The 25,538-nt window shown below is 47.3% G+C and carries 17 protein-coding genes; 7 read left to right on the top strand and 10 right to left on the bottom strand.

From position 1 onward, the window contains the following. Nucleotides 1-48: 48 nt before the first annotated feature. The 4 genes from ruvC to GJU82_RS15145 form a co-directional block, all read right to left on the bottom strand. Entirely contained in the window at nucleotides 49-600 is a 552-nt protein-coding gene (ruvC, locus tag GJU82_RS15160; RefSeq protein ID WP_153632922.1) for a crossover junction endodeoxyribonuclease RuvC, read from the bottom strand. A gap of 141 nt (nucleotides 601-741) precedes the next feature. Further along, nucleotides 742-2,586, bottom strand: a complete 1,845-nt coding sequence (locus GJU82_RS15155; RefSeq protein WP_153632921.1) for a tetratricopeptide repeat protein — start codon at nucleotides 2,584-2,586, stop codon at nucleotides 742-744. Beyond that, nucleotides 2,583-3,554, bottom strand: a complete 972-nt coding sequence (locus GJU82_RS15150) for a YihY/virulence factor BrkB family protein (RefSeq protein ID WP_153632920.1) — start codon at nucleotides 3,552-3,554, stop codon at nucleotides 2,583-2,585. The genes GJU82_RS15155 and GJU82_RS15150 overlap by 4 nt, the downstream gene beginning before the upstream one ends. A 24-nt stretch (nucleotides 3,555-3,578) precedes the next feature. After that, a complete protein-coding gene (locus tag GJU82_RS15145) occupies nucleotides 3,579-3,971 on the bottom strand; it encodes a DUF4783 domain-containing protein (protein ID WP_153632919.1) in 393 nt (130 codons plus the stop codon). Between the two features lie 153 nt (nucleotides 3,972-4,124). On the opposite strand from GJU82_RS15145, the gene rlmH reads away from it, so the two are divergent. From rlmH to GJU82_RS15130, 3 genes are read left to right on the top strand one after another with little or no spacing between them, the layout of a single operon-like run. Continuing rightward, nucleotides 4,125-4,598, top strand: a complete 474-nt coding sequence (rlmH, locus tag GJU82_RS15140) for a 23S rRNA (pseudouridine(1915)-N(3))-methyltransferase RlmH (protein ID WP_153632918.1) — start codon at nucleotides 4,125-4,127, stop codon at nucleotides 4,596-4,598. A gap of 5 nt (nucleotides 4,599-4,603) precedes the next feature. Continuing rightward, nucleotides 4,604-8,302 carry an ATP-binding protein gene (locus GJU82_RS15135; protein ID WP_153632917.1) on the top strand — a complete coding sequence of 1,233 codons (3,699 nt, stop codon included), beginning with the start codon at nucleotides 4,604-4,606 and terminating at the stop codon, nucleotides 8,300-8,302. After that, entirely contained in the window at nucleotides 8,280-9,056 is a 777-nt protein-coding gene (locus GJU82_RS15130; protein ID WP_153632916.1) for an MBL fold metallo-hydrolase, read from the top strand. The genes GJU82_RS15135 and GJU82_RS15130 overlap by 23 nt, the downstream gene beginning before the upstream one ends. Before the next feature lie 1,471 nt (nucleotides 9,057-10,527). Here GJU82_RS15130 and serS read toward each other — a convergent pair. The 3 genes from serS to rplU form a co-directional block, all read right to left on the bottom strand. Continuing rightward, nucleotides 10,528-11,802, bottom strand: coding sequence for a serine--tRNA ligase (gene serS / locus GJU82_RS15125; RefSeq protein ID WP_153632915.1), 1,275 nt, complete (start codon nucleotides 11,800-11,802; stop codon nucleotides 10,528-10,530). Nucleotides 11,803-11,935: 133 nt separating this feature from the next. Beyond that, a complete protein-coding gene (gene rpmA / locus GJU82_RS15120; protein WP_153632914.1) occupies nucleotides 11,936-12,205 on the bottom strand; it encodes a 50S ribosomal protein L27 in 270 nt (89 codons plus the stop codon). 19 nt (nucleotides 12,206-12,224) lie between these two features. Continuing rightward, nucleotides 12,225-12,536 (bottom strand): 50S ribosomal protein L21, encoded by a 312-nt coding sequence (gene rplU / locus GJU82_RS15115; protein ID WP_153632913.1) that lies wholly within the window; start codon nucleotides 12,534-12,536, stop codon nucleotides 12,225-12,227. A gap of 255 nt (nucleotides 12,537-12,791) precedes the next feature. Here rplU and GJU82_RS15110 point away from each other — a divergent pair, with 255 nt between their 5' ends. The 4 genes from GJU82_RS15110 (at nucleotide 12,792) to GJU82_RS15095 (ending at nucleotide 16,306) form a co-directional block, all read left to right on the top strand. Continuing rightward, nucleotides 12,792-13,403 carry a bifunctional nuclease family protein gene (locus GJU82_RS15110; protein WP_153632912.1) on the top strand — a complete coding sequence of 204 codons (612 nt, stop codon included), beginning with the start codon at nucleotides 12,792-12,794 and terminating at the stop codon, nucleotides 13,401-13,403. 21 nt (nucleotides 13,404-13,424) lie between these two features. Beyond that, on the top strand, nucleotides 13,425-14,915 hold the full coding sequence (locus GJU82_RS15105) for a NupC/NupG family nucleoside CNT transporter (RefSeq protein WP_153632911.1): 1,491 nt from the start codon (nucleotides 13,425-13,427) through the stop codon (nucleotides 14,913-14,915). Between the two features lie 111 nt (nucleotides 14,916-15,026). After that, nucleotides 15,027-15,821 (top strand): thymidylate synthase, encoded by a 795-nt coding sequence (locus GJU82_RS15100; RefSeq protein ID WP_153632910.1) that lies wholly within the window; start codon nucleotides 15,027-15,029, stop codon nucleotides 15,819-15,821. Next, nucleotides 15,818-16,306, top strand: coding sequence for a dihydrofolate reductase (locus tag GJU82_RS15095; protein WP_153632909.1), 489 nt, complete (start codon nucleotides 15,818-15,820; stop codon nucleotides 16,304-16,306). Before GJU82_RS15100 ends, GJU82_RS15095 begins: the two co-directional genes overlap by 4 nt. A 151-nt stretch (nucleotides 16,307-16,457) precedes the next feature. Here GJU82_RS15095 and GJU82_RS15090 read toward each other — a convergent pair whose 3' ends face one another. The 3 genes from GJU82_RS15090 to GJU82_RS15080 form a co-directional block, all read right to left on the bottom strand. After that, nucleotides 16,458-17,132 carry an inorganic pyrophosphatase gene (locus GJU82_RS15090; protein ID WP_153632908.1) on the bottom strand — a complete coding sequence of 225 codons (675 nt, stop codon included), beginning with the start codon at nucleotides 17,130-17,132 and terminating at the stop codon, nucleotides 16,458-16,460. Nucleotides 17,133-17,251: 119 nt separating this feature from the next. Continuing rightward, complete coding sequence (gene pbpC, locus GJU82_RS15085) at nucleotides 17,252-19,621, bottom strand: penicillin-binding protein 1C (RefSeq protein ID WP_228488721.1); 2,370 nt, start codon at nucleotides 19,619-19,621, stop codon at nucleotides 17,252-17,254. A gap of 20 nt (nucleotides 19,622-19,641) precedes the next feature. Next, the gene (locus GJU82_RS15080; protein WP_153632907.1) at nucleotides 19,642-25,200 is read right to left on the bottom strand and encodes an alpha-2-macroglobulin; all 5,559 of its coding nucleotides are present in this window, start codon (nucleotides 25,198-25,200) and stop codon (nucleotides 19,642-19,644) included. Between the last annotated feature and the right edge of the window lie 338 nt (nucleotides 25,201-25,538).

The following is a 25,538-nucleotide window of genomic DNA, read 5'->3' as shown; positions in this document are numbered from 1 at the left end:
AAAAGGGATTGCATTTGCAGTCCCTTTTACTTTTAACTGGAAACGATTTCATTTGATTCTGTCCGGATTTTTCCGGATAAACTCCTCCCAGCTATTATCCGATTTTCCCTTGGCGGGATTTTTCCCCTGCAGGTAGTGACACACCGCTGCTGCCAAACCATCAGTGGCGTCCAACTCTTTCGGGCGAATGTCCATGTTGAACATCTGCTTCAGAAAATAGGCCACCTGCTCTTTCGATGCGGAACCACTTCCGGTGATGGCCTGTTTGATTTTCAGCGGAGCATATTCAAATATCGGGACACCACGAAAAAGCGCCGCTGCCATGGCCACCCCTTGCGCCCGCCCCAGCTTCAGCATCGACTGCACATTCTTTCCGTAAAACGGGGCTTCCAAGGCGGCTTCATCCGGCTGAAAAGCGTCTACCAAATAGAGGGTCCGCTCAAAAATGTGACGAAGTTTTTGATAGTGATCGCCAAACCCGGAGGTTTTTACCACGCCCAGCGTAACAATCTGAGCTTTTGTACCAACAACTTTTATTACACCGTACCCCATCACGTTCGAACCAGGGTCTATTCCTAATATGGTTTTTTCTTTTTCCAATACAATTGAATTTCGTTTCGAATTTACCGGTTTTATCAGCAAAAAGGAGTGTGAATTGTATAAATTAAAAAAACGAATCCGTTCATTCACCACTCGGATCGGTACGCGAAGAAGAAGAAGAATCGTCGCCTTTTCTCCAACTTACTTCTCCCTGAGTGCCCGGAATCTTTTTCGTGCCTCTTCGATGTAAATACTCCCGGGATGATTCAAAACAATGTCTTTATAGATAGCTTCGGCCTTATCGGGAAGATTTAACTTCTCTTGATATAACTGCCCCAACCTGAAACGGGCTTCCTCGCAATCTCTTCCTTCGGGATACTTTGCCAATAAATCACGGTACACTTTTGCTGCCCCGGAATATTTCTGAAGCGTCACCAAAATTTCTGCCTTCCGGGATAATACCTCCTCCGCCAAATCGCTGTAAGGAAACTTCTGTTTTAGCGAATCGAGCACCGAAAGTGCCTGCTCCATGCGATTGCAAAACAAATTCAAGTCCGCACGGGCCAGCATTTGCAAATCACTGTTCAGTGAATCGGGTGACTCATGATTTTCAATAAGCAAAGAAAGCTCCAACGCATCGTTGGCTGTTAGCTTGGCTGTACTTCCTTTTAAAATATCCATTTGGGCCTTTACCCAATTAAAATCGCCCATGTAGTAAGCCAATTTCGCCCGTTTGAATTTCGCCTCATCGGCCAGGGCTGTTCCCCTCATTGCTTTGTCTGCCTGAGCATACAACAAAACCGCTTCCCAATAATCGCCGGCACACACATTACAATCGGCCAGCTCCACCTTCAGCGCTCCTCTTTGTGCCTGATCCAGTCCCTGCATCTTTTCAGCTTTCGCAAGCAAATTGATGGCTTTTTCGGGTTGATAACGGTAGAATGCCAGAAACCGGGCATAGTCTTCCATTAAAAACAGGGTGTAACGGCCTTCTCCCAGTTGACGGAATGTTTCCTGGAATAATTGCTCCAAACTATCGACAGCTGCTTTTCGCGAAGGATGGCCGGCCAGAAAATGTTGGTAGGCAACTTGTGTTTGCCGCAGTTGTGCTTCTTCCCGGTAGGGATTGTCCCCTTTTCGGTTTTTCAGGTAGTCATATGCCCGAAGAGCTTCAGCGTAAGCTCCGCCTTTGGCTGCCAATTGAGCCAGATTTAACAGAGTAGAAGCTTCGTTTCCGGTTCTCCGGTCGAGAGCCAGCGCCTGACTTAACGCAGCAGAATAATTCTTTTGCTGAATGAGAAACCATACATACAATTTGCTGTACACCACATTACCGGGCTGTGCCTGCAAACGAGCCAAAATTGTCTTCTGCATTTCACTCTTTAGCTCCCCATCGATATCGTAATAGAATGCCGTCATTAACCGGCCCTCAACGGTGGTCAATGCCTTAGGCTGCGATTTCAGTAAATCAAGGTAAGCGTTCAGCATCAACGGATAATTCCGGGTACGGAAATAAATTTGTGCCAACTCGTAATGAAATTCCTGCGATGGAAATTTCTTTTGCGCTGCCTGGTAAACCCTGCCCGCCCAATCCATTTCGCCCAACGTATAAAAAGCATTTCCCAGCTCAACAATACGTGAACGTTCCGGCTGAAGACCGTCGATAGCCTGTTGATAACTCTCCTGCGCACGCTTATTATCTCCTTCGCGACGATACACGTATCCCTGCCAAACGAGGTATTTTAGCCGTTTACTCTCCCTGTGTTTCTGACGAATGGCTTTTAAGGCCGTCTTATAATCACCCGATTCGACCAAACATCGCAGGTAATATTCGAAATAGGCATCGGCGCCGGTATCATTGTAAAGGGATATGAAAAGCCCGGCTGCCTTATCATATTTCTGCTCCTGGTAATAGCGATTGGCCTGTTCACGTATCATCACCTTGGCATCCTTCTGCTGGGCGACAACGTGAGGTGTAACCATGAAGAAGAAAATGATTGTCAGGAAGCAATAGTATATCGTAAAGGAAGTTTGTCCACTTCTCATTTTAAATCGAGGTTAGAAAATTCTTCAGTCTCACCGGCTGAAAATCGTTTATCCCTCTTTCGGGCGTTGGCTATACTCACATTCAATTCAAATCCCACCATCAAAATTACTGCATTGAAATAAATCCAAATCATGACCACCAGCAAGGTCCCAATGGAACCATACAATTTGTTGTACCGTCCAAAATTGTTGATGTAAAATGAAAACCCCAGTGAAGTAATCAGCGAAAGAATAGCTGCCAGGCTCACCCCGGCTGAAATGAAACGAAACTTGGATTTTCGGGCAGGCGCATAATAGAATAAAAACGCGTAGGTAAAAAAGAACATCGCACAAATGACCAGCCACTTACCTACCTGCAATAAATAGTAAGTAAAGTCTTTTACCAAAATATGCTTATCGACCAGGAAATTAAGTGCCACCTGTCCGAAGGTGATCAACGCAATTCCAACCGTCATCAATAATGTGAGGATGATAACCAGGGCCAACGAAACCACCCGCTGGTTCCACCATGAGCGGGTATCCATTTCGTGTACGGTGGCATTGAATGCTGAAATCAGCGAATCAACCCCGTTAGTAGCAAAAATGAGGGCGAAAAAGAACCCGAAAGACAACAATCCACCATGTGGTTGCGTAACGATATCTTCCACCGTGCTGCTAAGGGCTTCAAAAGCATTCCGGGGAAGAATACTTTCAATCAATCCCAGCAATTCCGATTGAAAATTCTCAATGGGAACGTAGGGTATTAAAGTAAAGATGAAAATAATGCCCGGGAATATGGCCAGGATAATATTAAAAGCAATAGCTGAAGCCCTTGTGGTGATGGAACCGTTTACAATTCCTTTCCAGAAAAACAAACCAACATCGTAAAGGGGTACATCTTCAAAAATTGGGAATGAAATCTTCTTTGCCCACTCCCGAATGTGTTCCAGCCGCTTGTGGACATATTCTTTCAGTTCTGTCACAGCCATAAGCAGGCAATTGCGTAATTTTGGTTACTCTTTTTCGATGCGAAGTTGATGGATCAATGGTTTATTATCCTTATTCTTTAATAAGAAATACACCCTGAACGTTTCCTTATCAGTTTCCAGGCTACCAATGGCATAGCGGGCATCTTCCTTTCCGCCCTGGTGGATCACCCGAAATTGTTTGGGTTTATTTTTAGTAAAGAAATCCTTCAAAATCTGTTCAGCCTGAGCCTGGGAACATACGTTTTCCCTGTTCAGTATAACAAGCTCAACATTATCGTTAAAATAAGCAGCGAGCATTTTCGCGTTCCCTGAGCTTAACCCGATAATAATTTGGTCCGGCATTTGTGCATACAGAACCGTGGCCGGAAGGATAAACAGGAACAAAGCAATTAAAGTTTTTCCTGCTTTTTTCTTCATATCGCTATATTTAGTTACCGAAACTGTTATGCAACAATCATGCAAAACATCAAGCAAGATACAAAAATATTGTAATTAGAACGGACCGAACAACGCCGCTCCTTTTAAATCATTAAATTTAACCTTTACAAAGCAACTCGGGAAAAACGAAACATGAAAGTAACTCTGGTAGTCATCGGTAAAACGGATAAGGATTATTTGAAGAAAGGAATCGATATATACAGTAAACGACTGTTTCATTATCTGCCATTTGAGATAAAAACTATCCCGGATATTAAGAGCAGTAAAAATTTGACCACCGTACAACAGAAAGAAAAAGAAGGCGTCCTGATTTTAAATCAGGTTAACGTCATGGATCAACTCATTCTGCTTGATGAGAAGGGAGAAGAACTGAGTTCAGTCGATTTTTCGAAATGGATGGAGAAGCGCATTGTAGCCGGGACAAAACACCTGGTTTTTGTCATTGGCGGCCCTTATGGTTTTTCTCCGGCGGTTAAGGAACGGGCAAACGGAAAATTATCACTGTCGAAGATGACCTTTTCGCACCAAATGGCCCGATTGATTTTCATTGAACAACTGTATCGTGCCATGAGCATCTTAAATGGCGAACCTTATCATCACGAATAAATCCTATGCGAAAAATCTGGCTTCAACACCGGTTATTGCTTTTCTCCATTATTTTTCTGGGCATTGCCTGGTTTTGGGAACACCTTCTTCTCAACAATTCCACACTTCATCGCGAGGTAGCTCACGTTGCCCATGTGGTGGAGGAAAAAGAATCAGTGCTCAATGGGGTTTTGGAAGATGTGGCACTTCATCCTGTTGCCGTTTCCTCCGACCGGTATTCGTTAAATGTTGCCAACCACTGGGATAAACTGTCAAAAGAAGGAATCTCATTCAATATTTATCGGGGTGATTCGCTGATATTCTGGACGTCATCCGAAACTGCGTTCGACGATCCACTACCGCTCATTTCAGCCAATGAGCCAGTTCAAAAACTACCAACAGGATGGTATATGGCCAAACAGGTAAAAGCGGACAGTCTTACATTGGTCGGTTACATTCTAATCAAACAGGTTTACCCTTATCACAACAAATATCTTCGCGATCATTTCCCGGACGATTTCCGGTTACCGCCAGACTTTTTAATTCACAAAAGCCCTTCGGACAACCCGGTTTACAATGTAAACGACAGCAATGGAAAATTTCATTTCTCGCTGGAACCTACCGGAGAATTAGTCTCTCCGGAGTATGCTCTTTATTTCCCATCCGGCTTGTATTTTATTTCATTGCTCTTTCTATTAATCTATACCGTTCAGATACTAAAGCTGCGAACCCCGATAAGGGGATCAGTAAAAATCATTTTTAGTTTGCTGATTGCCGTCGGGATTTATTACCTCGTTAACCAACTGGACAGCCCGGCCATTTTCGAATACCTGCGGCTGTTTTCACCCGTGTACTTTGCTGCCGGCTCATGGCTGCCTTCACTGGGCGAATTTTTCCTGCTCTCCTTGTTATTACTTTATGTGGCGCTGGTATTTTTCCGCTCATTGGATGTCAAAGATTTTCATCACCCCAAATGGGGCCGTTTTTCGCTGGTACTCCCGTTTCTTTTTGCCGCATTCTATTTTACATTCACCATTTTTCTGTTTCAGGTGCTCATCCTGAACTCTTCAATCGATTTTGAGTTTTACCAGGAAATGCGAATCTCCCTTCCCAATGTTTTGGGATTCATCTCGCTGGTACTTCAGTGCCTGGGTTTCCTGCTCATCGTCCTTCGCCTGCGATTTATTGCCGGAAATATTCTTAACCTGAAGCAATATCTTCTATATGCAGTTGCCTCAGCCATATTGGCGCTTATCATTTTCATGATGGGTGGACAAGCAGTCAACTGGTTTCCATTTTCTTTTTACATCATTGTTATTACGGCGCTCTATTTTATCCGCTACGATGCCTTACTGAAATACCGGACAACATTCCTTGTCGTTTATTCCCTCCTGGCAGCTTTGCTTTTCGACCATATGCTATTTGTGCAGGTACAGGAGCGTAATACCGCTATTCAGAAAGTATTGGCCGTTAACCTGGCATCGGAACGTGATCCGGCAGCCGAGCTATTTCTTTCCGATTTGGAACCACGCCTTCATAGCGATACGCTTCTTCAGACGCTTTTGGTCCCGCCATACGATGTGCTGGAGCAATACCTGAGGAAAAATTATTTCACCGGTTTTTGGCGCGATTACGATCTGCAGGTAACCGTGTGCGGTGACCAGGATAGTGTGCTGGTGAAACCCGACAACGACTTGCATCCGTGTCACGCTTTCTTCGAGAATATGGTTTCGCAAAGCGGTGTGGAAATACCGGGCAGCGATTTTTATTTCATGGATAAACTCAACGGACGTATCTCTTACTTTGGACAAATGGGGTTCAAAAGCGCGGTCGATGGAAGGCCCCTTACCGTTTTTGTGGAATTGAATTCCCGGTTAATCCCGGAAGGGCAAGGTTACCCCGAGCTTTTGCTCGACGAACGCGCCGCCCGCAAAAACCGTCGCGATGGTTTCTGCTACGCGAAATATTACAATAATCAATTGGCCGATCGCAGCGGCAAATTTGCATATACCTTGTCTATCAAGGAATACCTTCACGGGAACGGGGAGTTTTACTTCTACGATCTGGATGGCTATTCACATTGTGCCTACCACATCAGTGATGACAATTATACGGTCGTTAGTTATCCGAAAATGTCTTTTGTAAAACGACTGGCATCGTTTCCATACCTATTCTTACTTACTTACCTTGCCGGGCTCCTGGTCATCGGGCTAAATAATCCGAAAGGCTGGTATTTTTTCAGGCTACATTGGGACTTCCGCCGAAAGATCCAGTTCTCCCTCATTTCTATTTTGCTGGGAACTCTGCTGATCATCGGGTTTGGGATTATTGCCTACAACTATACACAATTCAAGACATCTATTCAGGAAAACCTGAACGAAAAAATCAGAACGGTATCGGCCGAACTGGAAATGCGGTTGGGGCGGGAAGAGCGAATTTCGCCCGACATGGAAAATTACCTGGATTATGAATTGATTCAACTTTCCGATATTTCCTGGGTCGATGTAAATCTCTTTGATACTACCGGGACACTGATTGCCACTTCGCGCGACGAAATTTACGAACGCGGACTGACTGCCCCCAGGATGAACCCGCGGGCATTTTATGCCATGTCGGTAGAGCACCGGACCAATTACCTGCATCGGGAAAAGCTGGGAAACATGACGTTCTATTCGTCGTATGTCCCCGTTTTCAACAACAACAATGAACTGTTAGGCTACCTGAACATTCCCTACCTCAGCAAACAAAACGAGCTGATGCAGCAAATTTCGGGTTTTATTGTGGCCTTCCTCAATATTTACATCTTTCTTACCCTCATCAGTGTGATGGTGGCGGTATTCATTAGCAGCCGCATCACGGCGCCATTACGGACCATCGAAGAGAACCTGCGCGGTATCCAACTGGGAAAAGCGAACGACAAAATTGACTACCGTGCCAACGACGAAATCGGCCGGTTGGTAAAAGAATACAACCTCAAGGTGGACGATCTGGCCGAAAGCGCCGATTTGCTGGCGCGTTCGGAGCGCGAAAGTGCCTGGCGGGAGATGGCAAGACAAATTGCTCACGAGATAAAAAACCCGCTCACCCCGATGAAGCTGAGTATTCAATACCTCCAACGTGCCCGTCAACAGGAAAAAGAAAATTTCGATGAATACTTCCGGCAAGTAACCAAAACACTCATTGAGCAGATAGAAACACTATCAGCTATTGCATCGGCCTTTTCCAACTTTGCCCGAATGCCCAAAGCTCACTACGAGAAACTGGATTTATGTGACCGGCTTCAGAAAGTCGCTAACCTATTCGACAATAATCCACAAGCCTCGGTCCATTTCGAACAACCGTCCGGTTGCCCGGTATTTGTCCTGGCTGATAAAGAACAGCTTGGCCGCGCATTTATCAACCTGGTGAAGAATGGCTTGCAAGCTGTTCCCAGGGACCGGAAAGGTTCGATTGAAATCAGGCTGGATGCGGAAGCAGAATACGCACAGGTGGAAATATCGGACAATGGAATTGGTGTTGCCAAAGAGCTTCGAAGCAAGTTATTCGAGCCAAACTTCACGACCAAAACCAGTGGTATGGGACTGGGGCTGGCCATTACCAAAAATATTATCGAAAACCTGAGTGGAAAAATCTGGTTCGAAACATCACCCAGGGAGGGTACCCGTTTCTTCATCAGGTTACCACTATATAACAAAGAGCTCCATGAAAATCACGATTCTGAATGACAATACGGCCGGCAAAGTCTGCGCCGCCGAACACGGCCTCTCCTTCCTGGTAGAATCCGGTCAAACCATCCTGTTCGATACCGGGCCGTCGGACATCATCATCCGCAACGCCCGCATGTTGGGTATCGACCTGGATACGATTGATGCCATCGTGCTGAGCCACGGCCACTGGGACCACGCCAACGGACTGATGCATCTCGGCCGCAAGCCTCTTATATTGCATCCCGATGCGTTTCTTTCCCGTTTCCGGAAAGCCGGCCACTCCCCGCTGGGCATGCCGGCCAGCCGCGAAGAAATCGCAAACCGGTTCGATATTATCGAAAGCCGCGAACCCTACCCTATTTCTGATGGGCTTTGGTTCCTGGGGGAAATCCCTCGTGTCACCGATTTCGAAGCAAAAGAAACACCCTTCGAACTGGAAGATGGCAGCGATGATTTTGTTCCCGACGATTCGGGGATGGCGGCACTGACTGACCATGGACTCGTTGTAATTTCAGGATGTGCCCATTCGGGCATTTGTAACATGGTATTGCATGCACAGAAGGTGATTCCCGGTTTTCCGGTGTATGCCGTTATCGGAGGCTTTCACCTGACCAGCGAAACCGAACGCATCGGGAAAACCATTGCCTTCATGAAAGAGCACAACGTAACGCGTGTTATCCCCTCGCACTGCACCGGTCTGCCGGCATTGGCGCGTTTCTACCAGGAATTTCCGTTTATGCAGGTGCGAACCGGCAACATCATCGAGTTGTAATTTATTCCTGCCGGGAAAACCAGACTGTCAACGCGCCGGTAGAATGTGCCCTTTTAGCAAAAAACCATCCATTTGACAGGAAAACAACTTCCTGTTATGCAATTTGCTCGTCCTGTTGGTTTTTTACTGTCCCCTGTTAAGGAAAATCACTTCCTGTCGAATAATTTGTCATCCCTGTTGCATCATTCACTCTTCCTGTAACCTTTTGAACTGCCCTGTGGGTATTTTACCCTTTCCTGTTACCTCTTCATGGCATCCTGTAGCTTCCCGGGCCTTCGCTGTTAAGTTTTTGGCGCCCCTGTACCCATAACTGCCCGCCCTGTTCCCTTTTAGCAGCATCCTGTTGAACCGGGAAGGCCAAAACCTGCGCCGGACCACCTTCCTGCCTAACAGGAATAACGATATAAGTTACCCGGAAAGGATGAAAACAAACTGGTATCCTACCCGGGAAGAATGGAAATACAAACGTTGACGCTGTCAGGTGAAGGGAAACAGGCTGAAAGCCTGAAATTCCATAGCTGGGGGCATCGCCCCGGGAAAAAGGCCAAGATGAACATAGAAGCCTGAAGGGCTTCAACAATCTCCCCCGACCAGAGAAAAACAAGGTGCCAGCCTTACAGCTGGGGGCTTATCAGACGCGCCCCATATACCTGGAGTGATACCTTCGAGGATTCGAAACAACATTTTCTACCCATCCCAACCCTTCTCTAATCATAGAGAAGGACTCACGCCGCTGCATATTCGAAAGGCATCAAGTCCAAAAACAACCTGCCACCCTACCGGGAAAAAATATGAAATACAAACGTTGATGCCAGCTGGAAAAACAGGCTGAAAGCCTGAAATTCCATAGCTGGGGGCATCGCCCCCAGTCAAAGGACAACAAAAATGAGGGAAGCCTGAAGGGCTTCAACAATCTCCCCCGACCAGATAAAAACATGTTCCAGCCTTACAGCTGGGGGCTTATCAGACGCGCCCCATATACCTGGAGTGATACCTTCGAGGATTCGAAACAACGTCTTCTACTCATCCCAACCCTTCTCTAATCATAGAGAAGGACTCGCGCCGCTGCCTATTCGAAAGGCATCAGGTCCAAAAACAACCTGCCACCCTACCGGGAAAATCGAATTACAACCGTTGATGCCAGCTGGAAAAATAGGCTGAAGGCCTGATATTCCATAGCCCGGTGGCAACGCCCCGGGAAAAAGACCAAGATGAACATAGAAGCCTGAAGGGCTTCAACAATCTCCCCCGACCAGAGAAAAACAAGGTGCCAGCCTTACAGGCTGGGGGCTTATCAGACCCGACCCATATACTTGGGGTGATACCCCAAGCTTCGGGATTAGAGCCTTTCAGGCTCGGATGACATCCACCAATGCTTCCGAAAATTCGGGACCGCCCCACAAAAGACACAAAAAGGCCGGTCATTTCCATAACATACATGGAAAAAACCGGCCTTTCGGGGTATATTTTTTTAATTGATAATCTCTGTTCCCATGTAAGGTACCAGTACTTTCGGTACGCGAATACCGTCGGCGGTTTGGTAATTCTCCAGAATAGCTGCAACAATTCGCGGTAACGCCAGTGCGCTACCGTTGAGCGTATGTGCCATTTGCAGCTTCTTCTGACCGTCTTCGCGGTAGCGCAATTTTAACCGGTTGGCCTGGAAGGACTCGAAATTGGAAACCGATGAAACTTCCAGCCAGCGCTCCTGTGCGGCCGACCACACTTCAAAATCGTACGTAAGCGCTGAAGTGAAGCTAATGTCACCACCGCAAAGACGCAGGATGCGGAACGGCAGTTCGAGTTTTTCGACCAGCGATTTTACATAGCCCACCATCTCATCCAATACTTCGTACGATTTATCGGGATGCGCTATCTGCACTACTTCCACTTTGTCGAACTGGTGCAACCGGTTCAAACCGCGTACATCTTTCCCGTACGAACCAGCCTCGCGACGGAAACAAGCCGAATAGGCGGTGTATTTGATAGGAAACTCTTTGGCATCGACAATCACATCGCGGAAAATGTTGGTCACCGGAACCTCTGCCGTTGGAATCAGGTAAAGATTGTCGGTGGTGGCGTGGTACATCTGACCTTCCTTGTCGGGAAGCTGTCCGGTACCAAAACCCGACGCTTCGTTCACCACATAAGGCGGTTGTACTTCGATATAACCGTTTTCGCGTGCCTGGTCGAGGAAAAAGTTGATGAGCGCACGCTGCAAACGGGCCCCCCAACCTTTGTAAACCGGGAAACCAGCGCCGGTAATTTTCACACCCAACTCAAAATTAATGAGGTCGTACTGCTCGGCCAGTTCCCAGTGTGGCTTTGCATTTTTACCCAAATCAGGTTTCACGCCCCCTTCTTCCACCACCAGGTTATCTTCGTCTGTTTTCCCGGCAGGAACCAGCGGCGAAGGAATATTTGGCAGCTGTACCTGCAGTTTCATCAACTCATCATCTATCTGGTCAAACTCCTGACCCATCTCCTTAATCGACTCTTTCAATTCAGCGGTACGGGCTTTGGCAGCATTGGCTTCTTCAGTTTTTCCCGATTTAAACAACATGCCGATCTCCTTCGAGAGTTTATTCATTTCCGCTTTGCGCGAATCCACTTCGTTTTGGGTTTCGTTACGCCTGCGGTACAAGTCAAGTACCTGGCCGACAATCTCACGCGCGTCGAACTGCTTTACAGCCAATCGTTCGACAACCAAATCGGGGTTTTCCTGGATAAATTTCAGACTTAACATGGTCGGTATGTTATTTTCTATAATTAACTGTTAACCGCAAATAGTTGACAAATTTAAGCATAAAAAAATCTCCTGCCTCATTACCGGAGTAACAAAAACAGGAGATAAATATCGTTGAGCTGAATACGGTCGTTTATTCAGCATCTTCTACATACGGTTCTACCGTTACGTAGGATCTGTTGTTCCGTTTTTTCTGGAATTTTACGGTCCCGTCAATCAGCGCAAACAAGGTGTGGTCTTTACCCATACCTACGTTAGCTCCCGGATGATGAGCGGTACCACGCTGACGTACCAAAATGTTACCAGCTTTGGCAACCTGGCCGCCATAAATTTTCACTCCCAGTCGTTTACTTTCCGATTCGCGACCGTTTTTGGAACTACCTACTCCTTTTTTATGTGCCATGGTAAAATGTTTTTAACGTTTACGCAACTACTTCAGCAATTTGAATTTGAGTAAAAGACTGACGGTGCCCGTTTTTTACCCGGTAACCTTTCCGGCGCTTTTTCTTGAAAACAATTACTTTGTCACCTTTTACGTGTGCAAGCACCTTGGCAGTAACCTTAGCCCCTTCCACTGCGGGAGTTCCAACTTTTACTTCGCCTTCGTTGTCAACCAGCAATACTTTGTCGAATTCTACGTCAGCGCCTTCTTCATTCTGGAGACGATGTACGAAAAGCTTCTGGTCTTTTTCAACCTTAAACTGCTGTCCGGCGATTTCTACAATAGCGTACATTTCTGTTCTTTTAACTGTTATGTCCGGAAGGCGGATATATAATAAATATACATCACTTGAAGAGCCAACTCGGATTTATTTGGATTGCAAAAGTATGCATTCTGGTTTTGATTACCAAAGTATTAACCAAAATATTTTTGACTTTACCCACGCTATACATCAACCCGGTATGGTGGTTTCATCGCTTTATCCCTTAAAATCCCTAAACTATTTTTATATTTGTTCTCATAGTCTTTATGATACCATTAAGACCTGATGAGAAAAATAAAACTTAATATTCTTGGATTATCCTACAGTCAAACCCAGTCGGGGGCTTATGCTCTTGTGCTGTCGGAAGAAGATGGTAACAGGAGAATTCCAATCATAATCGGCGCCGTAGAGGCGCAGGCAATTGCGATTCAACTTGAAGGCTTAAAACCTCCCCGACCTTTAACCCACGATCTGTTTTTAAACACGGCGTTGGCCTTTCATATCAATGTCGTTGAAGTTTTTATCCATAAGCTGGAAGAAGGCATCTTTTATGCAGAACTTGTCTGCCAACAAAACGGGAATAAAATAACTGTCGATTCCCGCACTTCGGATGCTGTCGCCCTTGCCCTCCGTTTTGAATGCCCTATTTATACCACGGAGGATATTCTGGATAAAGCTGGCATTATCCTCGATTTCGAGGAAGAGGAAAGCTCCGGAGAAGAGAACCCGGATCCAGAGAAAGAAATGGTTGGGCCCGAAGAGGACGAAGATTCTGACTATTCTGTTTATTCTACCGAAGAGCTCAACACCATGCTCGACAAAGCTGTCTCGGAAGAGGATTACGAAAAAGCCTCAGAAATCAGGGACGAAATCCAAAGAAGAAAAAGGAAGAAGTAATCATTTTTTAGACTTTTCACTATGAAGAAGTTGTTGGTGTGGAGCGTCCCCGGAATACTGTTGCTCCTCCCCGGACGCCTTGAGGCAGCCATTAACATTAGTGCGCTCCATACGAACGCCTTTATCGCCAGCCTTAACACCTCCCTCGTTTCAGGACAGGCCGGCGGCACAGGCAATGCACCCGATATTACCCAAATTCTTTCCCATACCCGTGGGATTTCTATGGAATCGTTTCTTCGTGGCATTTTGGGAATGTTTACATTACTCCTCATCGGCTGGCTTTTCAGTAAAAACCGGAGGGCCATCGACTGGAAAGGCGTAAGTATCGGACTGGCTATACAAATAGGCCTCGCTGTTGGTGTACTCTACGTTCCATTTATCCAGGGATTTTTTGAATTCTTTGGAAAAATATTTGTCAAAATTCTCGACTTCACCCGCGATGGCAGCACCTTCCTCCTGGGCGATTTGATGAACACCAGCTCATATGGTTACATCTTCGCTTTCCAGGTATTGCCCACCATTATTTTCTTCTCGGCACTCACCAGTTTACTTTTTTACCTGGGCGTGATTCAAAAGGTTGTTTACGGTTTAGCCTGGGTAATGACCAAAGCCCTGAAAATATCAGGTGCCGAGAGCCTTTCCGTTGCCGGGAATATTTTCCTCGGGCAAACGGAGTCGCCACTGATGATTAAAGAGTACCTCGGTAAGATGAACCGATCGGAGGTTTTCCTGGTCATGGTGGGGGGAATGGCCACATTGGCCGGCGGTGTTTTGGCGGCTTACATCGATTTCCTGGGCGGGAATGATCCGCAGATGCGATTACTCTTCGCCAAACATTTGCTTTCCGCTTCGGTGATGGCTGCTCCGGGTGCTGTGGTGATTTCCAAAATATTGGTTCCGCAAACCGAAGAAATTAACTCCGACGTCAATATTCCCAAAGAGAAAGTGGGCGCCAACATGCTCGACGCCATCTCAAATGGTACAGCACAGGGATTAAAGCTTGCTCTTAACGTTGCCGGTATGCTGCTGGTATTCATTGCATTCATGGCGTTTGTCAATTACATCCTCGACGGTTTCATCGGGCGATATACCGGATTAAACCACTGGGTCGACAACGTTACTAACGGCCAATACACGGGATTTAACCTCCAGTTTATTCTGGGCTACCTGTTCTCTCCGCTGATGTGGCTCATTGGTGTTGCGAAAGATGACATTACCCTGGTGGGACAGTTATTAGGTGAAAAAGTGATCATCAACGAATTTATCGGATATACCAGCCTAGCCAAAATGGATGCCGCGTCGGCTTTTGCCGATCCCAAATCCATCATCATGGCCACGTACATGTTGTGTGGTTTTGCCAATTTTAGTTCCATCGGAATTCAGATTGGCGGAATTGGTTCGCTGGCGCCATCACGCAGGGTATGGCTATCCGAATTTGGTTTCCGTGCGCTGCTGGCCGGTACACTGGCATCATTGATGTCAGCGACCATCATCGGTACCATTATGGGATAGGTGAAATATTTTGCATTTTTGCAAAAAGCAGCATATTTTACACCAAACCGGAAATGTTTATTCCGGGCTATCGAATAGCCCGGAATAAACACTTTCTTAAATTAAACACCCGTGAAACAGTACCTCGATTTACTTCAACATGTTCTCGATACCGGCGCTCCGCGCGAAGACCGCACCGGGACCGGTACGTTAAGTGTTTTCGGTCACCAGATGCGTTTTGATTTGTCGGAGGGTTTTCCGGCATTGACTACAAAAAAGCTGCACCTGAAGTCGATTATTCACGAACTACTTTGGTTCCTGAAAGGTGAAACCAACGTAAAGTATTTACAGGAAAACGGCGTACGAATCTGGAATGAATGGGCTGACGGGAATGGCGAACTGGGACCGATTTATGGTTACCAGTGGCGCTCGTGGCCCACACCGAAAGGGGAACACATCGACCAAATTTCACGGGCCATCGACCAGATAAAAAATAATCCTCTGTCGCGCCGCATCATTGTGAGCGCCTGGAATGTGGGCCAGCTCGAGGAAATGAATTTGCCGCCGTGCCATATCCTCTTTCAGTTTTATGTGAACGATGGCAAACTTTCTTGTCAATTATACCAGCGTAGTGCTGATATTTTCCTGGGCGTACCGTTCAACATTGCCTCTTATGCTTTGCTGACCATGATGATGGCGCAGGTAACCGGATTGAAACCGGGCGACTTTGTGCATACCTTAGGTGATGCGCATATCTATAATAGCCACCTTGAGCAGGTAAAACTGCAATTGACGCGTGAACCTTACCCGCTGCCGCAGATGAAAATCAATCCGGAAGTAAACAGCATTTCCGATTTCAAATATGAGGACTTCGAGCTGGTGAACTACCACGCCCATCCGCACATTAAAGGAAAAGTTTCGGTATGATTCATCAGAATATCTCTATCATTGTAGCCATTGCCAAAAACTATGCAATTGGTAGCAACAATAATCTGCTGTTTTATTTACCTGATGATCTGAAACGATTCAAGCAGATTACAACCGGCCATCCTATTATCATGGGAAAAAATACGTTGCTGTCTCTCCCAAATGGTGCGCTTCCCAACCGAAGAAATATTGTTATTTCACAATCCCTGGATTCATTCGAAGGTGTTGAAATTGTTCGGAGTATTGAAGAAGCCGTTGAAAAGGTAAAAAACGAAGAGGAAGCATTTGTTATCGGCGGAGGTATGATTTACGAACAATTCTATCCTATTGCCGGAAAACTCTACCTAACGCTGGTACACGAGAAGTTTGATGCCGATACTTTTTTCCCTGAGATAGACTATACCGAATGGGAAGAACTGGAACGGGAAGAGCATCACAACAAAAAGAATAATTTCGATTACACTTACCTCACGCTTCAGCGTTAAGCTACAGGCAATTTGAAAAATAATACCCGAAAAAAGTGAGCGGGTGGTGACATATAAAAAACCGGGAACCACCCCTGGCAAGAGAGGCTGTGTGAAAAGCGCCTTTCAAGGCTATTTTCACACGGCTTGTTTGATCCGGGGAACTATCTTTTTAATCGTCGAGCGACAAAAGTTTGCCTAAGTTTTCAAATCGCTGACTGTAATCTGAAATAGAACGTTTGATGACTTCCATCGCCTCATCATGTTCATAGATATGCGTAATCTCCGAATTACGGACTTCATCCGGGATATCCTTATAGGTAAGGAAATAATGTTTCAACCGGATGATGATGTTTTCGGGAACATCTTTCAGCGAAGTAAAATGGCCGTAAACAAAGTCATTGTCCAGAACAGCAATGATTTTATCATCCGCTTCGTTCTTATCAATCATCCGAAAACCTCCAATGGGACGGGCCGATACCAGTATATCACCATGATGAATGGCTTTCTCAGTCAATACAACAATGTCAATCGGATCGCCATCGCCTTTAATATTGGCCCGGCCGGTTTTATCACTACAAAAGGCACCAACCTGCTTACCACAATAGGTCTGCGGAATAAATCCGTACAGCGCAGGAACCACATTGGAATATCGCTGGGGGCGGTCGATCTTCAGATAGCCTGTATCTTTGTCTACCTCATATTTAACGGTATCTGTCGGAACCACCTCAATATAGGCGGTCACTTTTTCCGGGGCTTCACTTCCGATATGTACACCATGCCAGGGGTGCGATTTGTAGCGCAAGCCCATCAGCCGGCCTATCGGATCCGAAAATTTATCAGCCATAGTTCATTTATTTTAAGACACAAAACTAAACAAAAGATTGAAGGACTGGTTCATCCCTGCGATGTTTTCAACAGGTCAACATCTTAATCCATCGGCGCGATTATATATTTCCAAATCCACTATTTGTTTCTCCCGGCCACTATCACAATCGTCTTTTCCAATTCATTTCCCTGGTCATCAATCAAAGTGATTAGATGTTTTCCCACAGAAGGACTAACCGGTACCTGGTGTTTCCCGGTTGTTTCTCCGAGATATTTATCATCGAGGTGCCAGTAAATCACCGCATAAGGATTAGAATGAGCGGCTTCGAGAATGACTTTCCCCGGCGTACCATCCAGCTGTATTGGCACAAAAACCTGGTTGTTCTCACGCGGATAGATCATTTCCATCACTTTCGACGCAGGCGTTTCGGCACAATCGGGGCGGAAGGGCGGCAATGATTTGTACAGCGGATTTCTCCTCTTATAGTACCACTCCATTACCGGGGGCAACACAAGCCACGAGCGGTGAATCATCTGGTCCACCGGCACACACTCACTGGTAACCTGCCATTTCCCGGTAGGATCGAGATGCACCAGCCGGTGAAACGGACAGGCTTTTGTGTTCAATCCTTTTGGCATAATCCAGGTCGTATCCGGATGCACACAATACGGTCCCATCCGGTATCCGCTTTCGCGACACAGAGGAACAGCGACCATTTCATCTGCCGGCTGCATGAACCATTTCCCGGCAGGAAGCGAATGAAAAATATCGAACAGGATGGGGGCAGCTGCTGTCGTTCCGGTCAGGCCGGGACGGCCTTCGCCATCGGCATTGCCACACCAAACAGCCACCAGGTAATTCCGGTCCAGCCCAACAGCCCAGCCATCACGAAAGCCAAAGCTGGTCCCGGTCTTCCAGGCAACCTTCCGGGAAGAGGCAAATGATTCCCAGCCGGCTTCTTCCGACGGACGGTGCACTTTCACCAACGCTTCAAAAGTCAACCACGCGGCTCCGGCCGAAATCGGAATATTTTTCGCTTCCAGTTTCGAATAGCTCTTTTCCTGATAAGACGGTTCCCTGAAATCATTCGCTAACGCTTTGCCGTCCATCGTTTCGTTGTGTATCAGGATGCGCCCCAATGAGGAATAAGCTCCGGCCAAATTCCACAAATCCACTTCGCCTCCGCCCAAAATCAGCGAAAGTCCGTAATGCCCCGCAGGTTGGTTTAGTGTGGAAAAGTGCAATCGCTTCAGTAATGAATGAAAACGGTCGACGCCGAAATCACGCAACATACGGACGGCCGGAATATTTAGCGATTTGGACAATGCCATGGAAGCAGGAACAGCACCTTCGAATTTCAGGTCAAAATTTTGCGGACTGAAACCGCCGATATTCGTCGGAATATCCGGAATCAGCGTATTGGGCAGGATCAAACCATCATCCTGCATAGCTGCATAAAGAAACGGTTTCAGGATACTCCCCGAACTTCGCGGTGCGGTTACCACATCCACATCTTCTCCGTGGTCGCCGCCACTTCGGTCCGGATCGTTCCCGACATAAGCCAGCACCTCCCCGTTCTCCACATTCATCACCAGAGCCGCCGCATTGAAAACGCCGTTGGCTTTTAGCGATACCAAATGCTGCCGGACCACATCGTTCACATGCTGCTGCAGATTACGGCCTACAGTCGTTTTAATGCGTTCTCCTGAATGTTCTTTCAAAACCCGGTTCAGCAACTGTGGGGCGGTTCGCGGAATGGCATATATTTTCTGCGGAAGCTCCTCCTGTTTGGCCAGCCGGCAGGTCATCGAGTCAATTTTTCCCTGTTGCTGCAGCCGGTCAAGCAACCGGTTTCGTTTCGCCAGCAACAGCTTGTTTTTCCTGCCGGGATACATCAGCGAAGGTGCGTTGGGCAAAACGGCCAGCGTCGCGGCTTCACTCCACGACAATTGGTCAGGGCTGCGACCGTAGTACCGCCAGGCCGCTGCGTCCAGCCCGACAACATTTCCCCCGAAAGGGGCATGGGAAGCATATAAACGCAGAATTTCATCTTTGGAATAACGGACCTCGGCACGGACAGCCAGCGCCATTTCCACCAGTTTTTGCCAAAGGTTACGCTGTTTTCCCTTCCGGGAAAGGCGAATGAGTTGCATGGTAATGGTGCTTCCCCCACTGACAATCCGCCCGTTCCGGATATTCTGAATCATCGCACGCCCCAGTGCCAGCGGATTGACCCCGGGATGCCGGTAAAAATGCTCATCCTCAAAAGCGAGGACCGCGGTTTTGTACTTTCCCGGCAGCGATTTGATTTCGGGGAAACGCCATTGCCCGTCTTCCGCGATGTGTGCTCCAAGCAGCGCTCCATCCCTGCTTTCGATAACGGTAGAGCAAGGGTCCGAAAAAAGCGGATCGGGCAGGCTAAACCACCAAAGCACAAAAAGAGCCAGCAGTCCACCGCCAACATAAATCTTCCACTTTTTCCGCCCCCTCAACTTCTTCATTGTCATTCGTCCACCTTCCGGGAAAACTATTTAACCACCTCAACCCACTGGCCCGGGCGCCGTGCACTGATGCGGTTATCATACATTGCCTGGCAGAGGGCCGAAGGCAGGTAGAACTTCCCTTCGTAAGATGCATTCAGCATCACCCGGAAAGTTTTTCGCTCATTCGGTTTCAATTCAAAATAAGTATTCACCCGGTCATCGCGAATATCCTGGTAATCGAACGCGTCGTTTTGCAACGGGTTCGGCACATCGTTCAGTCGCTGATTGATAATTTCCCAACCTGACGGGAAAATGGTAGTGAGTGCCATTTCACGATAGATTCCGCGCTGTCCGGGATTTTGAACCGTGACTACCGCCACAAAATCAGTCCCCTGCTCCAACTTCGACGGATCGATTTTGTGTCCCTGCATATCGGTGTACCGAACATCCATAAACAAATTGCTTTGTACCGACGTGGTGTCGCCCGTTACGGGGATGCCTTGTGTGGCGAGGCGGGCATACATGATGTCAGCGGTTTCATTTTTCACGCTTAACTCTGCCGACTTGTTATTAGTCAAAGCGACCGGTTGCTGCCACAACGGCTTGTTGGTCGATACCGCTTCCGCAGAAGAATGCCCAACAGTTACATTCGCTTTCAACATCTTCTCGGTCAGCTTTTGTTTCCCGGCAAATTCGGCGATGGCAATTAAGGAATAAGCCGTGGTTTGCGTACTCATCCAATCGTCTGTCGAAAGCTGGTGCGCCAACTCGGTTACCAACGGGAAGGCCTCTGTTTTCCGGTTCATCAACGAAAGCGTTTCCAGAATCATCGCTTCATCGCGCCAGTTGGAGCCATACGTTCCGTACAATTCCCGGTAGGGTTTTACTTCCCGGCTGAGTCCACTGATAATTTTCGATGCCACTTCCGGCTGACCGGCAACGACATAAGCGGACGCCAAGCGCCATTTCGCTATTGTGCTTACATTTTGTTCCTCCCGCAAACGGTTCATTGAGCCCATGTCGGGGTGCCGGGCCAATGCGAGTGTGTATAACCGATAGGCCTGAATAAGTGCCGATCGCTCATATCGGCCCGGACCATTTTGCCAGTTGCGCGCCATGTCCTGCTGATAGTCCAGCCATTTGCTCTTCATGCCGTAAGGCAATGTATAACCAGCCTCTTCTGCCCTGAGCATAAAATGCCCGGCATAGTTACTTCCCCAGGGCGAGACATACGCCGAACCCGGCCAGTAACCAAATCCGCCATTGCTTAACTGGAAAGTGGCCAACTTATTCAACGCCGCCCGGATGTTATCTTCTATTTCCTGCTCTTTGCCCGATGGAATTTCAATCAAACGATTCAGCAACAATTGCGGGAAAACGGCCGAGGTTACCTGCTCGATGCAGCCATGCGGATAGTGAATCAGGTAATCCAACCGGCGGCTCAAATCGAGCGGCGGAATGCCCGATAGCTCCAGGCTGGCCGTATTGGTCCCTTCCATTCCCGGAGCTGTCACGCTGGTTTTCCAGGTTTGCCCGGGCTGAATGATTTGCTCAGAAACGTTGGTCACCCGAGGATTCGATGGACGAACTTCCAGTTTGATTTCGTAGCTGGCCATATATTTTCCACTTTTCGCGGTGATTTTTACTTCTCCAATTCCGGTCTTATCAGCCACTTTTAGGTTGAAACCGGCCAGTTGATCGCCAATTTCATCGAAATGAATTTGCTGTGTACTACCACCGATGGGCGTGAAAAGGCCGTTCGTCTCAATCTTCACCGTCACATCTTTCACATCGGGCTTCATGGCAAATATGTTAACCGGAAGTTTTACCTCTTCTCCCGGTCCCAACACGCGGGGCAAAGTTCCCAGCAACATCAGCGGCTTGATGACCTTCACCGACTTATCGGATTTCCCGTAAGCGCCTTCACTCCCGGCGACGGCCATCACGCGAACGGCTCCCACATAATTGGGCATGTTCAGCGTATGCGTCTGCGTTTTATTTTTTTCTAACGTGAAAGGACCGATAAACTGCGCCACCGGTTCAAAGCGGTTGACCTTTTTCCGTTTCGAAGCAGCCAGGTTTTGGTCGCCACCCACAGCAAAAGCTTTTTCGAGACGAGCACCGTAAGCGCCAATCACATTATCGTAAAAATCCCAGGTTTTCACGCCAAGCGCTTCCCGCGCGTAAAAGACCGGCCACGGATTGGGCGTTTGGAAACGTGTCAGATCGAGCAGACCTTCGTCCACCACAGCCAGCGTGTAAGTCATTTTGCGTCCGTTCTTTTCCGACACTTTCACCTCGTATGGTTTTTCCGGCGCCAGTTCATCCGGCATTTCAATCTGAGGCTGGAGGTGCGTTTCCGGATCTTCCACCATGACCGGGATGGCTCCGTACAATCGTACCGGTGCGTCATTGTCGGTTTGCTCGTGTGGTTGAATGAGGGAAATGTGAATAAAAATGTTCGGCGCCATGTCGGGCGTTACATCAAACTGAAAGACGGTGTTTTTCTCCTTCGTTTCGACCCAGAACATTTTCAGCACCTTCGAGCCGTTCTCCAGGCTGACCAGCGCCCGTCCGTTTTTCCCGGAAGGGATGGTCACCGCCACTTTGTCGCCAACCTTGTACTTGTCTTTGTCGGCTTTGAATGCCAGCATGGTGGCCATTCCCTGCATGCCGTCGGTAGCCCATCCGCCCCACTTCGAGAAATAAGCGGTTATTCCGGTATTGTGTCCGCTTACCGGATCGGTCACGTAAATCAGGTAACGGCCGTTATCTTCCCAGTTTTTATACGGAATTTTCAGTGAAGCCTTCGCTTTTCCATCCACCGTATTGACGGTTCCCTGCAGAACCGGCCGGCGATAATGCCCGGTCACGTAACGCGCCAGGTGATCCTCTCCGGAATCCCACCACCAACGCCAGTCCACCTTGTACACACTGATTTTTAATCCCTTCCGGGAAACCGGCCCCCCTTCCGGGTTTACCGTGACAATATTCAGCGGATAAGTCGTTTCAGTTTTGTACCATCCCGATTCGGAATCCGGCAGTTTGATTCCCACAAAGGAACCGTAAGGCGCATATTGAATTTTCTGCACATCGATGCTAAAGTCGCCGGTTTCTTCGAAAACACGGGTTGTGAAAAAGGTGTTCAACATTCCGGGTGCCGAAGTCAGTTTCGGTAACTTAAAACCGACTCCGGCCTCTCCTTTTTCGTTCAATTTGCCATCAAAAATATTTTGCTCTTCCGAGACCAAATCCTTGGACGGATCGTCGAAATGATAGTTGGCGTATTTCGGAAATGCCGTTTTAACCGCTGAGAAGTTGACTGCTATACGGGCTTTCAGGTTTTTGACAACACCGCCATGCAGCCAGGTTGCTTTCAACGTGCCGTGCAATGGTTCGGAGGAATAAACCAACTGTTTCGCATGAAAGTCGAGATTGATTTTTAACCGGTTTGGTTTCACCGTCTCTACCTTGATGCGTTTCGTGAAGGTTTGTCCACCAACTTTTAGCACTGCCTGCCAATTCCCGGTAGGAGCATCTGCATCGGTTTTTGCGGTGAAACAGTAAAATCCGTTTTCACCTTCTGTTTTCACTTGCCGGCTAACCGTTTGGCCTTTCGGATTGACCAATTCAAAAATCACCGGATGCTGTTCCGGCAACTTATGGTTTTTATCTTCCAGGATGATGGTCAGGTAGATGCGATCGCCAGGGCGCCAAACGCCACGCTCACCATAGATGTATCCTTTGATTCCCTTCTGAACGACGCCCCCGGTGATATCGAAATTACTAAGCGACAGGGATGAACCATCGTCCAGGCGAAGGTAGGCGTATTGACCATCCTTTTCGGCCACCAGCAAGAAGGGCTTATTTTTTAGCTGAACATTCGCAAAACCATCCGCATCGGTGGTCAGCGTTTCCATTAGCTGATCCTGGTAACTGTATATTTTCAGGGTTACGCCCGATTCCGGTTTTGTCGTTTTCAGATTCGTGACTGCAAAATTCATCGACTGGTCATTGCCGCCTTTGGCGATAATTCCCAAATTCGTGGCAAACAGATTTCGCTCAACAAACCGATTGGAGTTAAAATAAGAGACGTCCTCCGGATTATCGCGCTGCGACCAATCATATCCATCCGGATAATAGTAGTCGCTGTACCAACCCGGTTCGTCCCATTGCTCCATCTCTTTTTCATGCTTGCGCGAAGCTTCCAGCTTGTCAATGGCCGACGCCTGATTGTCGGGCAGTTGGCTTAAGCCGTAAACCGAAAAATCTTTATGAAACCGAATCTGAACGCGGTAAATCGCTCCCGGCTCAATCTTTATCAGCTTAGCTAAATCGATTTTGTAAGTATTCCAGTTCTTCAACTTCGAAAACGAGGAAACATTCAGATTGATTTGCTTTTGCAGGACAAGCCGGCCAACCCGTTTGATATCGGAATTCCCGTCGTATTGATTCTTCTGAAAGAACTGATGAATATTATTGGTATAAATTTTTATTACCCGCAAATCAATCGCTCTCAAATTAACAGCCTCGAATGGCAGAATTAATCCGTCGGATGAGGGCATAATGGTCCCTTTCCCAATGAACTTCACTGCCGGCTTCAAATCCTCGAAACGAACCAGCATATTGGAACTTTTCCCCAGCTTGTACCCCAGGGCATTCCGGATTCCTCCGGAGATATAGATTTGGTGCTCCCCGGTGAGAGGTGAAGGCGTGAAGACCTGTAACGTATTATTATTGACCAGAAAGCGCAGGTCCTTACTGCTCTTATCGATGGTTACCAACCCTTCAAGGTTCTGTTCCTTGCCTAACGGATCAGAAAAACGGAGCACGAGATATTGTTGCGGCTGTTGCACCACGCGGACATCGGTTACCTTGAATTCGTCAAGGGCCGGCAACTCAACCTTTTGTTCGCCCTCACTATTCACGTTTAACGGCTTGCCATTCCAACTGACGGTCAATTCCTGCGCTGCATTGGTCCGCTCCAGACTATCGGTCGTAAACGTGTGATTCCTGCCATCACCACTGTGTTCCCAAATCAGCGGTACCGAATGATTGTTCAGGGTAACCTTTACCAGCGACTCCACGTTCTTATCCAAAGCCACATCAGCTGTACGAACCATTCCTGACAAATACTGCCACTTCAAATCCTGATTATCAAATGCTTTTATGGCCAAGTCGTTTACCGTAAATGATTGCCGGATCATTTTCACCGGAAACTTCATTACTTTGTACTTGTCCGGGACATCGAGCAGCTTACCCAGGGCAAGCTTCACCTCGTATTTGGTGTCGGACTTCATCGGTTCCGAGGGCGTAAAAGCCAACGTTCGGGCATCCATCCATTGAACCGTTCCTTTCACGGAAGGAGACAGTGTTATCAACCTTCCATCTACTTCTGTTCCGGGTCGTTTCGGATTTTTGGGATCCTGGTTCAGCTCGACTATAATCGGCGCTTTTACCGAGATAACGCCACTGGTATAACGACTAACATATTGTCCGAATCCGCTATCCGGAGCAGATGCTTGTTTTTTCCCTTTATCATTACATGATACAAGAATGGATAGTGCAACAATAATTGTTACCAATCGAAAGGCAAGTCTCATTTCTCAGGTTTGTTTTTAAAAACTTTTGTTTTAAATGGAATATCGACTCAAGATAAACATCTTTAAGGAGTGTTGCGAATAAGTTCACGTCACTTTTTTGATAAATTATCTCCTGCTTCCTGAAGTTGCCATCCCAAAATTCTGTGCCCGGGAGTGGTTCATCCGAACGCGAAACTACCGGTTTATCGCTTGAAAACCGTGAAAATAGATGTGTTTCGGCTTTCCTAAAATGGGGAGGTATTGCCGACAAGTAGATTCATGTTTTCCCACTTCCGGGAAATGCTGCCGCAAACCTGATTCACGGTTTCCCAAAGCCGGGAAACAAAAGAAAAACGAAA

This window comes from Prolixibacter sp. SD074 (genome assembly GCF_009617895.1).
GTDB lineage: Bacteria > Bacteroidota > Bacteroidia > Bacteroidales > Prolixibacteraceae > Prolixibacter.
The sequence above is the reverse complement of the archived record's forward strand: the minus strand, read 5'-3'. Positions and strand labels throughout refer to the sequence as shown.